Below are 14,933 nucleotides of genomic sequence, written 5' to 3'. Positions count from 1 at the left end.
TCAGGAAGAGGCTTCCCCGGTCCCGTCCCCGTCCTCGTCCTCGCCGTTCTCGGCCAGTACGGGAGAGGCGTGGTGGGACCACAGCTTCCAGCCCTCGGGGGTGCGACGGAACACGTTCGTGGCGACGACCAGCTGACCGACGAGCGGGCCGAGTTCCTCACCGCCCTCGGGCGCGGGGCCGCCGCTGAGGATGTTCTCGGTGCAGGTCACCAGGGCGGTGTCGCCGGTGACGGAGACATGCACGTCCGTGAGGAAGAACTGGATGTAGTCCGTGTTCGCCATGATCAGCGCGTACGACCTGAGGACCTCGCCGCGTCCGGTCAGCACGGGCCAGCCGGGGTGCACGCAGGAGACCACGCCGACGTCCGCCGGGTCGTGGTAGGTCTCGTCGACGCCGAGGTCGGCAGGGGTCAGCCAGAGCGAGGACAGTTCTTCGAAGTCGCCGCGCTCCAGTGCCTCGTAGAAGGCGGTGTTGGCGGCTTCCACCTGCTCCACGTCGGTGTGGGGGGCGCTCACCGGGCTGCTTCCGCGCTGTTGTCCGCGATGCTCGCGCCCTCGGTGCGCGCCCCTTCCACGGCGCGGGCGACCCGTACCGCGTCGGCCGTGGCGCGCACCTCGTGCACGCGCACCGCCCACGCGCCGGCGTGCGCCGCGAGGGCGGAGACGGCGGCCGTGGCGGCGTCGCGCTCGCGCGCGGGCGGCGGGGCGCCCTCCGGGCCGGCGAGGACACGGCCCAGGAACCGCTTGCGGGAGGCGGCGACGAGGAGGGGGTGGCCGAGGCCGAGGAGGCGGTCGAGGTGGGAGAGCAGGACCAGGTCGTGCTCGGCGTCCTTGGAGAAGCCGAGGCCCGGGTCGACGACCACCCGGTCGGGGGCGATGCCGCCCGCGAGGACGGCGTCCACGCGCGCGTGGAGTTCGTCGACGACCTCGGCGATGACGTCGGCGTAGACGCCCCTGACGTTGCCGCCCTCCAGGAAGCCGCGCCAGTGCATGACGACGAAGGGGGCGCCCGCGTCGGCGACGACCGGGATCATCGCGGGGTCGGCGAGGCCGCCGCTGACGTCGTTGACGAGGGCGGCGCCGGCGGCGAGGGCCTGTTCGGCGACGGAGGCGCGCATGGTGTCGACGGAGACGGTGACGCCTTCGGAGGCGAGGCCGCGGACGACGGGGATGACACGCCGGAGCTCCTCGGCCTCGTCGACGCGGGTGGCTCCGGGGCGGGTGGACTCGCCGCCGACGTCGACGAGGTCGGCGCCCTCCTCGACGAGGGCGAGGCCGTGCTTGACGGCGGCCGCCGTGTCGAACCAGCGGCCGCCGTCGGAGAAGGAGTCGGGGGTGACGTTCACGACCCCCATGACCGCGCAGCGGTCCCATTCCGGAAGGCCGGCGACGCGCCCGCGTCCGCTCTGCTTGCTCATGCGTTCAGCCTAGGCCCCGCGCGGAGCCGCAGGACCGCGTGGCCCGGACGGAAGCCCCCGGGCTGGAGGAGGGGTGGGGCTTCCGTCCGGGCCGGTCCCGGAGCGAGCGGTCACGCCGCTCTCACGTCGCGCTCTCCGACCGCGTGCGCACACGCGCGTGCGGTGTGCGAGCGGCGGCGCAGGAAGCGCGGCAGCGGGAGGGCGAGATTGACGAAGCCCTCCGCCTGCATGGCGGCGAAGCCGATGCGCGGGAGGTCGCCGGAGGCGCGGTAGACGACGAAGCGGGGCTCCCAGCGGGGCTGGAACTTCGCGTTGAACTTGTACAGGGACTCGATCTGGAACCAGCGGGACAGGAAGACCAGCAGGCCCCGCCAGGCGCGCAGCACCGGTCCTGCGCCGATCTTCTCGCCGCGGGCGAGCGCCGAGCGGAACATGGCGAAGTTCAGCGACATGCGCGTGATGCCGAGCTTCGGGGCGGCCTGGAGGGCGGCCACGATCAGCAGTTCGTTCATGCCGGGGTCGGCGGAGCGGTCCCGGCGCATGAGGTCGAGGGAGGCGCCGTCGGTGCCCCACGGCACGAAGTGCAGGATCGCCTTGAGGTCGCCGTACGGGCCGGGCTGGTCGTCCGCCTTGTGGGCGGTGGCGATGAGGCAGTCGCCGTCGGCGAGGTCGCCGATGCGGCCCAGGGCCATCGAGAAGCCGCGCTCGGTGTCGGTGCCGCGCCAGTCGTCGGCGGCCTGCCTCACGCGCTCCAGCTCGGTCTCCCCGAGGTCACGTACGCGCCGTACCCGGGTCTCGTAACCGGCCCGCTCGATGCGCTTGACCATCTGGCGCACATTGCGCATCGCGCGGCCGGCGAGCGAGAAATCCGCGACGTCCACCACCGCCTCATCGCCCAGTTCGAGGGCGTCCAGACCGGTCTCACGGGTCCACACCTCGCCGCCGGTCTCCGAACAGCCCATGACGGCGGGCGTCCAGGAGTGCGCCTTGGCCTCGTCCATGAAGCGCTCGATGGCGCCCGGCCAGGCCTCCACGTCGCCGATCGGGTCGCCGCTGGCGAGCATCACACCGGAGACGACGCGGTAGGTCACCGCCGCCTTGCCGCTGGGGGAGAAGACGACGGCCTTGTCGCGGCGCAGCGCGAAGTGGCCGAGGGAGTCACGGCCGCCGTGCTTGGCCAGCAGTGCCCTGAGGCGGGACTCGTCCTCCTCGGTGAGATGGGCGGCGGGGTGCTCGGGACGGAAGGCGAGGTAGATCGTGGTGATCGCGGTGAGCAGGCCCAGGGCGCCCAGGGAGACGCCGACGGTCCACGAGGTGTCGCCCTGGTAGTCGACGGGGCCCTCGAAGCCGAAGAGGCCGTACAGGACGTGTGTGATGCGGTCGGCCAGGCTCGGGTCGCCGACCATGCGGTTCGGGTGGACGCTGACGATGATCAGCCCGAGGACGAGGGAACCGGCGCCCATGAGGACGAAGTTGGCGAGCGCGCGCCAGCGGCTGCGCGGGTCGGGCAGCGCCTTGAACTGGTCGCGGTGGCGCAGCAGCGGCGCGAGCAGGGCGAGCGAGATGGCCGCCCCGACGAGTGAGTGGCGGTACGTGAACTGCGCCAGCGCGCCCGCCGGCAGCAGGGCCACGGCCGCCCGCCAGGCCCGGCGCTTGCGGCGCCTGAGGCCGTGGGCGAGCAGCAGCAACAGCACGCCGGTGCTGAGCGAGAGCGCGGCCGCGAACGGGCCGAGCGCGCCGGGCAGTACCTCGGCCATCGTGTGCATACGGCTGTGCCTGAAGCGTGGGAAGACGCCGGCGGCGATGTCCAGAAGGCCTACAAGTGCGCAGGCTCTGGCGACGAGGACGGGGACGGCCTCGGGGCGCGGTCCGTGCAGTGCACGCCGTAGCCGTGTTGATCGGATCGGAACCCCGCCCGACATTTCCTCATCTGTCCTGACAGACATCGCATCCCATGGTTCTGCGAGTGACTCTGGATCCGGAGCCTGATTCGGGCATCCGGCGACATTGCGCCCTCTAGGACGGTGTCTCGTGAGGAGAGGTTCACTCATCTTCTCAAAGCCGTTTCAAAGGCCGAGGAAAGCGAAAGCAAGCAATGGGTCTCACGAGCAACAACACGCTGGTGCCGGCGGTCCTGTCCGCAGTCGCGCTGTTCGCCGGCACGGTGTGGCTCTGGCCACGGCTGGCGCGCCGGGGCTGGCGGTCCGTCAGCGGCCGTATCGGGCTGCTGTTCACGACGCAGGTCCTGATCTTCGTGTCGGTAGGACTCGCCGCGAACCAGGCCTTCGGGTTCTACGCCTCCTGGGCCGACCTGTTCGGTCAGGAGACCGACCAGGGCGTGGTGGTCGACCACACCCCGGGCAAACGGTCGAGCGGGCCTCTGAGGGTGACCGAGATAGGGGACGTGCCGGGCAGGGGCGGCTTTCGGCCGTCGTCGGCCGGGCAGGTCCAGAAGGTCGACATCGTCGGCCCCACCTCTCACATCGCCAGCCCCGCGTACGTCTATCTCCCCCCGGAGTATTTCCAGGAGCGCTATCGCACGCGTACCTTCCCCGCCGCCGTCGTACTCACCGGTTATCCGGGTACCGCGCGGGCGCTGGTGGACAAACTCCACTATCCGCGCACAGCTCTGGAACTCACCAAGAGCGGCCGTATCCAGCCGATGATCCTCGTGATGCTGCGGCCGACCGTGGCACCGCCGCGGGACACCGAGTGCGCGGACGTGCCGGGCGGTCCGCAGACCGAGACGTTCTTCGCGAAGGACCTTCCGAAAGCGATCGACGAGCACTACAGGGTGGGCAAGGAGCTGGGGAACTGGGGAATCATCGGGGACTCCACGGGCGGCTACTGCGCGCTGAAGCTCGCCATGCACCACCCCAAGGTGTACGTCGCCGGGGCGGGCCTGTCCCCGTACTACAACGCGCCCGTCGACCCCACCACAGGCGACCTCTTCCAGGGCGACAAGGCGCTGCGCAACCGCGCGAACCTGTGGTGGTGCCTCAAGCACCTGAGCGCGCCGGACACCTCACTGCTCGTCAGCAGCAGCAAGGTGGGCGAGAAGAACTACAAGGACACCCTGAAGTTCATAGAGCGGGTGAAGGCGACGGAGACGACACGGATCTCGTCGATCATCCTCGAAAGCGGCGGGCACAACTTCACCACCTGGCGGCGGGAGATCCCGGCGACCTTGGAGTGGATGAGCGGGCTGCTCACCGGTGATCAGCGATCGATGAGCGATCGGTGAGTGGTGTGAGTGGTCGACGAGTGATCAATACGCCGAATTCGGCGGCCGCTCCGATTCCTGATGTCGTGTGAAGGCCACGGGGTGGCTGTGTTTTTACGGGGCGGGGCACCATGGTTCGCCTACGCGCGGTAAGTTTCTGGCCATGCCACGTGGACGTCACCGCCATTCCCCGCCTTTGCACAGGCTGCTGCCTCCGTCGGCGATCGCAGGCGTCTCCCTCGTCTGCGCCTTCGGCCCCTGGGTTTTCTCGCAGCAGGCCGTGCTGCGCGTGATAGCCGCGTTCGCCGCGGCGGTCGCGGTCGTCGGGGCGGCCGTCATGCGGCGTTGGGACGCGCAGGCGGGCAAGCAGGTCGCCGACCTCACGCGCGCGCGTGCGAGCGACGAGTGGCGGCACGAGGAGCGGGTCGCCGAGCTCGAGACCGACCTCGAGGAGTCGCGGGAGCTGCGCGTCAAGCTGGAGCAGCGGCTGCGGGCCAAGCGCGCCGAGCTGGCGGGCCTGCGCAACGAACACGCGGCGCTGCTGCGGCGGTACGCCACGGCGGAGACGGAGCGGGCGAGCGCCCTGGAGGGCCGCCGGCTGCTGGAGATAGAGGCCGCCCCGGCGCGTGCGCTGCCGCCGGGGGAGCGGGCCGGGGCGGAAGCCGCGGCGGAGGCCGTGGTGGTGGCTGCCGAGGACGGGACCGAGGCCGAGGCCGAGGCGGGGACCGAGGCCGCGGAAGCCGTGGAAGCTCCGGAGGCCGCGGAGGCTTCTGAGGAGCAGCCGGAGCGGCCCGCGATCTTCTCCCCGGAGGGGTCGCGGTTGTTCCTGCGGGCGAACGCGGCGCTGAAGCGGCTCGACGAGGGTGGCGACGGGGACAGGGACGAGGACGACGGGGGCACGAGGACGGAGACCCCGGCCGAGGTCGAGGCTCTGGCCAGGACAGAGGTCAGGACAGAGGTCAGGACAGAGACTAAGGCGGAAGCCAAGGCCAAGCCGCCGGCCAAGGTCGAGCCCAAGGTCGATCCGGTGAACGCCGGTTCCGCCGCGGCGGACACCGCCGGTACCGAGGCGGAGGCCGCGCAGGAGGACGAGGCGCGGGGGAAGCCCGAGGCGGCCGACGGGCATGAGCGCGCGGCCGCCACCACCACGGCGAGAGCCGACCGGCCCCAGCAGCAGCCCGCCGGTCACTTCATCGCTCCGACCGCGGTGGCGGTGGCCCCCGCGGCTCCCGTGCGACGCCCGCGGGTCGAGGGCGGGTTCGACTTCTTCGGCACCAAGTCGGGGGCCTCGCGGGACGCCCTGGAGGCCGTGCAGAACGAGGACCTCGCCGATGTCGTCGGCCAGGAGGCACTCGCCCTGCACAAGGCCGAGTCGGAGGCGGAGTTCAAGCCGGCAGACGAGGATTCGCGGGGCGTCGGCCAGGTCATCGACCTGACGGCCCACGACGAGACGGAACAGATCAACCTGCAGGGACTGCGCAGCGCGGTCTCCTGACGGACGCACAGCTGCTCGCGAGGGGCACGGTCAGACCATCCAGCGGTCGGGCCGTGCCCCTTTCCGTCCCGTCCGCGACCTCTCGGCCTGTGCCCCGAGCAGCTGCGCGGCCTCCCGCGCGTCCCTCAGGCGGGCCGTGACGGTCTTGTTCGCTCCCGTGTCCACATGCACGTCGGCGACCCCCCACAGCCGCTCCCAGGGCCCCTGCGAGAGCCGTACGCTCTGGACCTTCGCGTGCGGCACGAGCGCCAGGCTCCGGCGCAGCAGCCCCCGCCGCGAGGCGAACACCGTGTCGGTGACGGCGAGTCCGTGGCCGCGCCACCACAGGGGCATGCACCGCCCGGCCCGCCGTGGAGGCCGCGACAGCGCCGACGGCGGCGGCACGGTCACCCCGGGCAGCACGCGCGCGACGACCGCCTCGGCGGCCTCGCGCGGGGCGACCGGCACCAGCACGGAGTTGGACGATCCGGCGACGTCCAGCTCGACGCGCACCCAGCCGCGCCGCCGCCACAGCAGCGGCTCCACGATCCGTACGGTCTGGACCCGCCCCGGCGGCACCGTCTCGTGGCTGCGGTCCAGGAGGCCGTGGTCGATGCGCAGCCCGTCGGGGGACTCGCCCACCGTCCAGTCGTACTCGGCGACGAACCGCCCGATGCTGCTCGCCCCCGCCGCGCCGAGCAGCGGCACGGCGGTCGCGAGGACCGTCCACAGGCTGTGGGTGGCCATCCACAGCAGCGGCGGTACGACGAGGGCGGCGACGAGGGCGCCCCAGGTGGCGCCCGTCAGTACGAGGGAGAGCGCGAGGTCACGCGGGGGCGTGCGCAGCAGCTCGCGCGCCGGAGCCTCGCCGACCTCGTGCGCGGTCTCGGGGGCGAACCCGGCGGCGCGCGCGAGGAGTTCCGCCCGCAGGGCCCGCGCCTCGCGCTCCCCGAGGAAGGCCAGTTCGTCCTTCTTGTCGGTGCCGACGACGTCCAGCCGGAGCTTCGTGACACCCGCCACGCGCGCGAGGAGCGGCTGGGTGACGTCGATCGCCTGGATCCGCTCCAGCCGGATGTGCGCGGTGCGCCGGAACAACAGGCCGGTCCGGATACGCAGTTCGGTGTCGGTCACCGCGAAGTGGGTGAACCACCAGGTGAGAAAGCCGTACAGGGCGGCGGCCGGGATGATGACGGCGAGCGCGATCAGCAGGGTGGTGGTCGTCAGCCGGGTCAGCTGGCGCTGCGCCTGGTCGGGGTCGTGCACGGCCCACCCGATGACCACGGCGACCGGCGCCCACGCCCGCCTGAGCGGCGTTATGGGATGCAGCCGCCGCTCGGCGACGGGTTCCTTCTCCGGCTTCTCCTGTACGGCGTCATCGACGCCCGGCGTCGTCACAGGCCCGCCGATCGGGCCTCGCCGAGTTCGGTGAGCCGGTCGCGCAGCCGCTCCGCCTCGGCCGGGTCGAGGCCGGGGATGGTCGCGTCGGTCGCCGCGGCGGCGGTGTGCAGCTGAACGCTGGCCAGCCCGAAGTGCCGCTCCACGGGCCCCGAGGTGACCTCCACCAGCTGCATGCGGCCGTACGGCACGACGGTCTCCTCGCGCCACAGCACACCCCGGCTGATCAGCAGGTCGTCGGCGCGCTCGGCGTAGCGCCAGGAGCGCCAGTTGCGGCCGAGCACCACCCAGCCCCAGCCGGCGAGGGCGAGCGGCAGCAGCGCGAACGCCGCCCACACCGGCCCGCACAGCAGACCGAGCAGCAGCCCGAGGGCCACCGCGAGCAGTCCCAGCCACACCACCAGCAACAGCCGCCGCATCCGCAGCAGCCCCGGCGGCAGCCCGGTCCACACCGGTTCGTCGCCCGCGACCTCTGTGTCCTGCCCGCTCCCCGTCTCCATAGGGCCAGCGTACGTAGGAGAGACTGTGTCCATGACTCCTACGACGGAGACCACGGTCGGCATCGGCGGCGCCGCGGAGAGCACCGACATGGTGCTCAACATCGGACCGCAGCACCCGTCCACCCATGGCGTGCTGCGCCTGAGGCTGGTCCTGGACGGCGAGCGCATCATGAGCGCGGAGCCGGTGATCGGGTACATGCACCGCGGCGCGGAGAAGCTCTTCGAGGCGCGCGACTACCGCCAGATCATCATGCTCGCCAACCGCCACGACTGGCTGTCGGCCTTCTCCAACGAGCTCGGCGTGGTCCTCGCCGTGGAGCGGATGCTCGGCATGGAGGTCCCCACGCGCGCGGTGTGGACACGCACGCTGCTCGCCGAGCTCAACCGGGTGCTGAACCACCTGATGTTCCTGGGCTCGTATCCGCTGGAGCTCGGCGGCATCACCCCGGTCTTCTACGCGTTCCGGGAGCGGGAGGTCCTCCAGAACGTCATGGAGGAGGTCTCCGGCGGCCGCATGCACTACATGTTCAACCGCGTCGGCGGCCTCAAGGAGGACCTGCCGGCGGGCTGGGCCACGCGTGCGCGTGCGGCCGTCTCCGCCGTGCGTTCGCGCATGGACCGCTTCGACGACCTGGTGCTCGGCAACGAGATCTTCCGGGGGCGCACCAGGGACGTGGGCGTCCTCGCCCCGGAGACCGTGCACGCGTACGGCGTCAGCGGGCCCGTCGCGCGCGCCTCGGGCGTCGACTTCGACCTGCGCCGGGACGAGCCGTACCTCGCCTACGGGGAGCTCCAGGACACCCTGAAGGTGGTGACCCGGGCGGAGGGCGACTGCCTGGCCCGCTTCGAGGTCCTCCTGGAGCAGACCCACAACGCCCTCGACCTCGCCGACGCCTGCCTGGACCGGCTCGCGGAACTCGAACCCGGGCCGATCAACCAGCGCCTGCCCAAGGTCCTCAAGGCGCCCGAGGGACACACCTACGCGTGGACCGAGAACCCGCTCGGCATCAACGGCTACTACCTCGTCAGCAAGGGCGAGAAGACCCCGTACCGGCTGAAGCTGCGCTCGGCCTCGTACAACAACATCCAGGCGCTGGTCGAGCTGCTGCCGGGCACGCTGGTCGCGGACATGGTGGCGATCCTGGGGTCACTGTTCTTCGTGGTCGGGGACATCGACAAGTAGGCCGTCGACCAGTAGGCCGTCGACGCCGACGGGCTGGAGCAGCCAGCCGAAGTCGCCGAGGCCGCCCGGCGCGGTGAGTTCGGCGGCCTCTCCGGCGCGCGCGAGGGCGCGTACGTACTCCGCGGGTTGCGTGGACGCCAGTGAGAGCGGGGGGCGTGCGCCTGTTATGCCCAGGGCGCGCAGGGCATCGCGCTGAGGCAGCAGGCGCCCTCCGGGGAGCGCGCACGAGTCCAGCGCCACATGGGCCGTGAGGTCGCACGACCCGTCCGGCACGGGTGCGCACTCGCGCCCCTCACGGAAGCCGGTGAGCGTCCCGAAGGGGGGACGCGCGGCTGCCGTGTGCGCATAGTCGACGGCGACCGCGAGCCCCCGCCCGACCGTCGCCACAGCCGACGCCCATGCCTGGTCCCGGCGCAGGCCGATCTCGGCCCGCAGTCCCTCCTCGGCCGGCAGCGGCCACCACCGGTCCAGCCACTCGGCCTCCGCACCGGCGACCGGTTCCCCGAGACGTTCGCGACCGTCGCGTCGTACGAGGACCCGTCGCGGCCGGCCCGAGGAGTCCGTCTCGGCGATCTCCACGGGTACGTTGTCCAGCCATTCGTTGGCGAACAGCAGCCCGGTGATGTTCGTCGGCGGCTCGGACAGCCACTCGATCCGGTGATCGAGGGCGGCGGGGCGGCCGGCGACTTCGACGGCGTACACGCGCGTGCGGGCGTTCACCTCCGCGGGCAGCGCGGCGAGGACACCGGTGGCCAACTCGCCCCGTCCCGCGGCCATGTCGACGAAGTCGAGGCGGGCGGGCCGGCCCAACGCCTCGTCGAGGCGGCACAGCAGCCGGGCCACGGCCTCGGCGAACAACGGTGAGGCGTGCACGGACGTACGGAAGTGCCCGGCGGGCCCCTCCGGCCTGCGGTAGAAGCCGTCCGGGCCGTAGAGGGCGGCCTCGGTGGCGGCCCGCCAACCGGTCCAGCCGCCCGTCGTGTCATTGGTCACGCCGTCAGGCTAGGCGCATGGGGGAAGGGGGCCTCCACCTTGGGGAGTACGCGCGGGCGGTACGGATCGGTCCTCCGGTTGACCCCTGCACACATCACGCTTCCCTACGCTGGGTTACGTGCAGCGCCTCTATGACTTCCTCCGCAGACACCCGACAGGGGTCGACGTCTTCTGGGCCGTCATCCTGTTCGGGATCTCGCTCGCGAGCGAGACCGCCCGGGGGGAGTCCCGGGGGACCGAGTCCCCGCTGGTGATCATTCCTGTCGTCCTGCTGCTGTGCCTGGTCGTCGCGCTGCGCAGACGCATGCCGGAGCAGATGCTGCTGCTGGCCATCGGGCTCGGCGTGGTGCAGCTCGCGCTGGACGTGGAGACCACGACCGCCGACTTCGCGTTCCTGGTGATCGTCTACACGGTGGCGGCCACCGGCGCCCGCTGGGCCTCCCGGCTGGCGCTGACGATCGGCCTGTGCGCGGCCCCCGTCGCGCAGCTGCGCTGGCCGAACGAGCACTCCAGCGCGCTCGGCAACGTCGCGATCATGATCTTCCAGACGGTGCCGTTCGCCCTGGCCTGGGTGCTCGGCGACTCGATCCGCACCCGCCGCGCCTACTTCGCGCAGCTGGAGGAGCGCAACGCCCGCCTGGAGAAGGAGCGCGAGGCACAGTCCAAGGTCGCCGTCGCCGCCGAGCGCGCCCGGATCGCCCGCGAGCTGCACGACGTGGTCGCGCACAACGTGTCCGTCATGGTGGTCCAGGCCGACGGCGCCGCCTATGTCCTGGACGCCGCGCCCGACCAGGCCAAGAAGGCCCTGGAGACCATCTCCTCGACCGGCCGCCAGGCCCTCGCGGAGATGCGCCGCCTGCTGGGCGTGCTGCGCACCGGCGAGCACCAGGAGGGCGGTGAGTACGTCCCGCAGCCCGACGTCGAGCAGATCGAGGACCTCGTCGAGCAGTGCCGCGGCTCCGGGCTCCCCGTGGACTTCAAGATCGAGGGCACCCCGCGCCCGCTGCCCAGCGGCGTCGAGCTCACGGCGTACCGCATCGTGCAGGAGGCGCTCACCAACACGCGCAAGCACGGCGGCCCGAACACAGGCGCCAGCGTGCGCCTGGTCTACTTCGACGACGGCCTCGGCCTGCTGGTCGAGGACGACGGCAAGGGCGCCCCGCACGAGCTGTACGAGGAGGGCGGCGCCGACGGCGCGGGCCATGGCCTGATCGGCATGCGCGAGCGGGTCGGCATGGTCGGCGGCACCCTGGACGCCGGCCCCCGCCCCGGCGGAGGATTCCGCATCAGTGCGCTGCTGCCGCTCAAACCAGCGCATTGACACCGACGCGCGCCCCCTGTTGACACCTGTCACGCCCCCTGGCGACATGCCGTACGACCCCGAGGAAACGGAAGAGGCCCGATGACGATCCGCGTGATGCTCGTCGACGACCAGGTGCTGCTGCGCACCGGGTTCCGGATGGTGCTCGCAGCCCAGCCGGACATGGAAGTCGTCGCGGAGGCGGGGGACGGTGTGGAGGCCCTCCAGGTGCTGCGCTCGACCGCCGTGGATGTGGTCCTGATGGACGTCCGCATGCCGAAGCTCGACGGTGTGGAGACCACCCGCCGCATCTGCTCGGAGCCCGAACCGCCGAAGGTGCTGATCCTGACCACCTTCGACCTCGACGAGTACGCCTTCTCCGGGCTGAAGGCGGGCGCCTCCGGCTTCATGCTCAAGGACGTGCCCCCCGGCGAGCTGCTCACCGCGATCCGCTCGGTGCACAGCGGTGACGCCGTGGTCGCCCCCTCGACGACCCGGCGCCTGCTCGACCGGTTCGCGCCCATGCTGCCCGCCACCGGCAAGGAGCCCCAGCACAAGGAGCTGGAGCGGCTCACCGGCCGCGAGCGCGAGGTCATGGTGCTGGTGGCGCAGGGGCTGTCCAACGGCGAGATCGCGGCCCGGCTGGTGCTGTCCGAGGCGACGGTGAAGACCCATGTCGGCCGCATCCTGACCAAGCTCGGCCTCAGGGACCGGGTGCAGGTGGTGGTCCTCGCCTACGAGACGGGGCTGGTGCGCGCGGGCGGCCAGGGCTGAGGGACGGGCCGGAGGCACACGGCCCGGAGGCACACGGCCCGGAAGGACCGGCCCGAGCAGGGGCTACCTCAATATCCCTTCCAGGAAGTCGCTGCCCAGCCGCGCCACCACGGTGACGTCCAGCTGGTGCAGGACGTACCGGCCGCGGCGGCGGGTGGTGATCAGGCCCGCCTTCTTCAGGACGCTCAGGTGCCGGGATATCTCCGGGGCGGTCATGCCGTGCACCTGGGCGAGCTCGCTGGTGGTGTAGGCGCTGCGGGCCAGATGCCGGCACAGGCGCATCCGGACCGGATGGGAGAGCGCGGTCAGCCGCAGCGCCAGCTGCTCGACCGACGGCGGGGAGGCGAGCTCGGGGGAGTTGACCGGGTAGTGCAGGGCGGGCTGCCAGCCGTACCGGTGCAGGACGCTCAGATGCGGCCAGCCCAGGCTGGTCGGGATCAGCAGCAGACCGCCCTCCGCCGTGGCGCTGTGTCCGATGCCCAGCTTGTCGACCGTGATGCGGCCCGCCGCCTCGTCGAGCGTGACCGCCGGCGACACCGCGGTCAGCGCCTCGGCGAGGCCCTTGTGGCGCAGCAGGTCCGTTTTGTGGCGGGCGTCCGCGGCGAGCTGGTGGCGCAGCCGCGACCAGGTGTCCGCGAAGAACGCCTCGTCGCAGTCCTCCACGAACTGCCGCAACCAGGCCCGGATCCGCGGCGGGTCGGCCAGCAGCCGCTCGGCGAACCGCACCTGTCGCGGTCCGCGCGACGCGGCCAGTTCCAGGGCCCGCCGGTGCAGCGCGCCGTCGGAGAGCACGCTCGGGCCGTGCGAGCAGTACGGCAGCGCGCAGGTGAACTCCAGTGCCGCGTCCACGAACTGCTCGTCCGTCAGCTTGTCGAGCAGGTCCAGATCCTCGGCGATGCAGACCCCGGGGAGCGAGGTCCGGCCCGCGACGCCGGCGAACGGCATGAACAGGTCCGAGAACGTCGTCCGCCACAGGAAGTCCGCCTCGCACATCCGGTCGGCGAGGTGCGGGTCGAGCCGCGCGGTCACGCCCGTCACCCAGGCCTGGAGTCCCGGATGGTGTCCCGGTTCGGCCAGCGCGTGCAGTGCCATGCCGAGTTCGGCCAGGGGCGAGGGCACGACGGCGACCCTCTCCGGCCGTAGCCCCGCGATGTCGATGCGCACGCTCATGGCCTCATGGTGCACTCCGCCACTGACAACGCCGCCCTAGATTGACAGGGGCCGTCAATCGACGCGCGGCCAACGCCGTTGGCCGCGCAGCCTGGGGTCCTGAGCGTCACGCGGCAGCATTTCCTCGACAGCCCCCGCGCCCGGCACCCACGAGCGCGGGGGCGGACACGGCACGCGCTGTTCCGGTGGCCGCACCGGCAGGACCGCCCGAGCTGCTGACCCCCTAGCGGGCGCCGCCGGTCCCCTGGCCTGCGACCTCCCGCAGCCGGACGGCGAAGTCGGCGGCCGCCGCCCGCACGTCGTCCGCCGTCCACTCCAGGGCGGCGGCGCGGACGTAGACCTCGGTCATGGACAGGCCCGGGCCCTTCTCGTCCCAGGGGTTGATGAACAGGGCCGTCCCCGTCTCCTCCGACTGCCGGATCGCCGCCTCGGAGAGCTCGTCGACGCCGTACGGCAGCCAGACCTGGAAGTCGAAGGTGTGCGGTACCTCGGGGTGCACCCGCGCCCACGGCACCCCGGCCCGAGCGAACCCCTCGCGCAGCGCGGCGGCCACCACGCGCGCGTGGGTGACGTACTCGGGCAGCCTGGGCAGTTCGTGTTCCAGTCCGGCGAGGGCCGACAGGATGGTCGGGAACTGCTGGAAGACCGCGCCGCCGTACCGGTGCCGCCAGGTCTTCGCCTCGTCGATCAGGCTCTTCGGGCCGGCGAGCGCGGCCCCGCCGAAGGCCTGGAGGGACTTGTAGAACGACACGTAGACGCTGTCCGCGAGGTCCGCGATCTCGGCCAGGGGACGGCCGAAGTGGACGGTGGTCTCCCACAGGCGGGCCCCGTCGAAGTGCACCACCGCGTCCCGCTCGCGCGCCGCCTCCACGAGCTCGGTGAGCTCCTCCCAGGTGGGCAGCACGTAACCGGCGTCCCTGAGGGGCAGTTCCAGCATCAGCGCCCCGAAAGGCTCCTCGAAGCCGCGTATCTCGTCGGCCGTGGGCTGTCGGGGTTCGCTCGTCACAGGGACCGGGCGCAGACCGGAGACCTCCCGGAAGGCGTCGCGCTCGTGCACCTCCGGGTGGGCCAGGGCGTGCAGGGCGACCGTGGGGTTGCCGGTGCGGCCCGCCCAGCAGCGCAGCGCCACCTGCTGGGCCATCGTGCCGGTCGGGAAGAAAGCGGCTGCCTCCTTGCCGAGGAGACCCGCGACCTTCTCCTCCAGGGCGGCGACGATGCCGTTGCCGTACAGGTCGGTCGGCTCGTCCAGGTCGTACAGGGCGTCCGCCCCGTCGAGCAGCGCCAGGCGCTCACGGAGGGGCGCGAGCAATCCCAGTCGCGCCAGCGTGCGCTCCGCGCTCTGGTAGGCGCTGATGCGCCGTGCGCGGCGCCGCAGGAGCCGCTCCTCTTCTGTGCGGTGCTCCGCCTGCTCCCCCTCCCTGACCTGCTCCGGTCGTCCCTCGTTCGCCGCCTGGACGGCCCTCTGCCCCGCTGTGTCACTCATGCGCGGATCATCTCGTGCGC

13 protein-coding genes are annotated in these 14,933 nt (G+C 72.1%); 5 read left to right on the top strand and 8 right to left on the bottom strand.

Annotated elements, in window-relative coordinates; all coding sequences use genetic code 11:
* The 3 genes from ABZT02_RS37180 to ABZT02_RS37170 all read right to left on the bottom strand — a co-directional run bounded on the left by ABZT02_RS37180 (position 1) and on the right by ABZT02_RS37170 (position 3,340).
* A complete protein-coding gene (locus ABZT02_RS37180) occupies positions 1-516 on the bottom strand; it encodes a nuclear transport factor 2 family protein (protein ID WP_356025773.1) in 516 nt (171 codons plus the stop codon).
* The gene (gene folP, locus ABZT02_RS37175) at positions 513-1,418 is read right to left on the bottom strand and encodes a dihydropteroate synthase (protein ID WP_356025770.1); all 906 of its coding nucleotides are present in this window, start codon (positions 1,416-1,418) and stop codon (positions 513-515) included. Before folP ends, ABZT02_RS37180 begins: the two co-directional genes overlap by 4 nt.
* Positions 1,419-1,528: 110 nt before the next feature.
* Positions 1,529-3,340, bottom strand: coding sequence for a phosphatidylglycerol lysyltransferase domain-containing protein (locus ABZT02_RS37170; RefSeq protein WP_356025901.1), 1,812 nt, complete (start codon positions 3,338-3,340; stop codon positions 1,529-1,531).
* Positions 3,341-3,513: 173 nt separating this feature from the next.
* On the opposite strand from ABZT02_RS37170, the gene ABZT02_RS37165 reads away from it, so the two are divergent.
* Positions 3,514-4,662 (top strand): alpha/beta hydrolase-fold protein, encoded by a 1,149-nt coding sequence (locus tag ABZT02_RS37165; RefSeq protein ID WP_356025768.1) that lies wholly within the window; start codon positions 3,514-3,516, stop codon positions 4,660-4,662.
* 142 nt (positions 4,663-4,804) lie between these two features.
* Positions 4,805-6,136, top strand: a complete 1,332-nt coding sequence (locus ABZT02_RS37160) for a hypothetical protein (protein ID WP_356025765.1) — start codon at positions 4,805-4,807, stop codon at positions 6,134-6,136.
* 30 nt (positions 6,137-6,166) lie between these two features.
* Here ABZT02_RS37160 and ABZT02_RS37155 read toward each other — a convergent pair whose 3' ends face one another.
* Positions 6,167-7,510, bottom strand: coding sequence for a PH domain-containing protein (locus tag ABZT02_RS37155; RefSeq protein WP_356025762.1), 1,344 nt, complete (start codon positions 7,508-7,510; stop codon positions 6,167-6,169).
* Entirely contained in the window at positions 7,507-8,010 is a 504-nt protein-coding gene (locus ABZT02_RS37150; protein WP_356025760.1) for a PH domain-containing protein, read from the bottom strand. The genes ABZT02_RS37155 and ABZT02_RS37150 overlap by 4 nt, the downstream gene beginning before the upstream one ends.
* Before the next feature lie 31 nt (positions 8,011-8,041).
* On the opposite strand from ABZT02_RS37150, the gene ABZT02_RS37145 reads away from it, so the two are divergent.
* A complete protein-coding gene (locus tag ABZT02_RS37145; protein WP_356025757.1) occupies positions 8,042-9,193 on the top strand; it encodes an NADH-quinone oxidoreductase subunit D in 1,152 nt (383 codons plus the stop codon).
* On the opposite strand, the gene ABZT02_RS37140 is transcribed toward ABZT02_RS37145, so the two are convergent.
* A complete protein-coding gene (locus ABZT02_RS37140; protein WP_356025755.1) occupies positions 9,158-10,186 on the bottom strand; it encodes an SAM-dependent methyltransferase in 1,029 nt (342 codons plus the stop codon). The two genes, ABZT02_RS37145 and ABZT02_RS37140, sit on opposite strands and share 36 nt — an antisense overlap.
* A 118-nt stretch (positions 10,187-10,304) precedes the next feature.
* On the opposite strand from ABZT02_RS37140, the gene ABZT02_RS37135 reads away from it, so the two are divergent.
* Both ABZT02_RS37135 and ABZT02_RS37130 read left to right on the top strand, forming a co-directional pair.
* Positions 10,305-11,507: a sensor histidine kinase gene (locus tag ABZT02_RS37135; protein WP_356025752.1), complete on the top strand. Its 1,203-nt coding sequence runs from the start codon at positions 10,305-10,307 to the stop codon at positions 11,505-11,507.
* A gap of 81 nt (positions 11,508-11,588) precedes the next feature.
* Positions 11,589-12,260, top strand: coding sequence for a response regulator transcription factor (locus ABZT02_RS37130; protein WP_355750587.1), 672 nt, complete (start codon positions 11,589-11,591; stop codon positions 12,258-12,260).
* Between the two features lie 63 nt (positions 12,261-12,323).
* Here ABZT02_RS37130 and ABZT02_RS37125 read toward each other — a convergent pair whose 3' ends face one another.
* Both ABZT02_RS37125 and ABZT02_RS37120 read right to left on the bottom strand, forming a co-directional pair.
* Complete coding sequence (locus tag ABZT02_RS37125) at positions 12,324-13,430, bottom strand: DUF5937 family protein (RefSeq protein WP_356025750.1); 1,107 nt, start codon at positions 13,428-13,430, stop codon at positions 12,324-12,326.
* A gap of 223 nt (positions 13,431-13,653) precedes the next feature.
* Entirely contained in the window at positions 13,654-14,913 is a 1,260-nt protein-coding gene (locus tag ABZT02_RS37120; RefSeq protein ID WP_356025748.1) for a beta-eliminating lyase-related protein, read from the bottom strand.
* Positions 14,914-14,933: the final 20 nt, after the last annotated feature.

The sequence above is a fragment of the Streptomyces sp. NPDC005402 genome, from assembly GCF_040606575.1.
Classification (GTDB): domain Bacteria; phylum Actinomycetota; class Actinomycetes; order Streptomycetales; family Streptomycetaceae; genus Streptomyces.
This window is presented reverse-complemented; position numbering and strand designations above follow the sequence as displayed.

Excerpts from the sequence above, each read along its gene's own strand:
- folP (WP_356025770.1), bottom strand. The coding sequence starts at position 1,418 with ATGAGCAAGCAGAGCGGACGCGGGCGCGTCGCCGGCCTTCCGGAATGG.
- ABZT02_RS37170 (WP_356025901.1), bottom strand. The coding sequence starts at position 3,340 with ATGTCGGGCGGGGTTCCGATCCGATCAACACGGCTACGGCGTGCACTG.
- ABZT02_RS37165 (WP_356025768.1), top strand. The coding sequence starts at position 3,514 with ATGGGTCTCACGAGCAACAACACGCTGGTGCCGGCGGTCCTGTCCGCA.
- ABZT02_RS37160 (WP_356025765.1), top strand. The coding sequence starts at position 4,805 with ATGCCACGTGGACGTCACCGCCATTCCCCGCCTTTGCACAGGCTGCTG.
- ABZT02_RS37150 (WP_356025760.1), bottom strand. The coding sequence starts at position 8,010 with ATGGAGACGGGGAGCGGGCAGGACACAGAGGTCGCGGGCGACGAACCG.
- ABZT02_RS37145 (WP_356025757.1), top strand. The coding sequence starts at position 8,042 with ATGACTCCTACGACGGAGACCACGGTCGGCATCGGCGGCGCCGCGGAG.
- ABZT02_RS37130 (WP_355750587.1), top strand. The coding sequence starts at position 11,589 with ATGACGATCCGCGTGATGCTCGTCGACGACCAGGTGCTGCTGCGCACC.
- ABZT02_RS37125 (WP_356025750.1), bottom strand. The coding sequence starts at position 13,430 with ATGAGCGTGCGCATCGACATCGCGGGGCTACGGCCGGAGAGGGTCGCC.
- ABZT02_RS37120 (WP_356025748.1), bottom strand. The coding sequence starts at position 14,913 with ATGAGTGACACAGCGGGGCAGAGGGCCGTCCAGGCGGCGAACGAGGGA.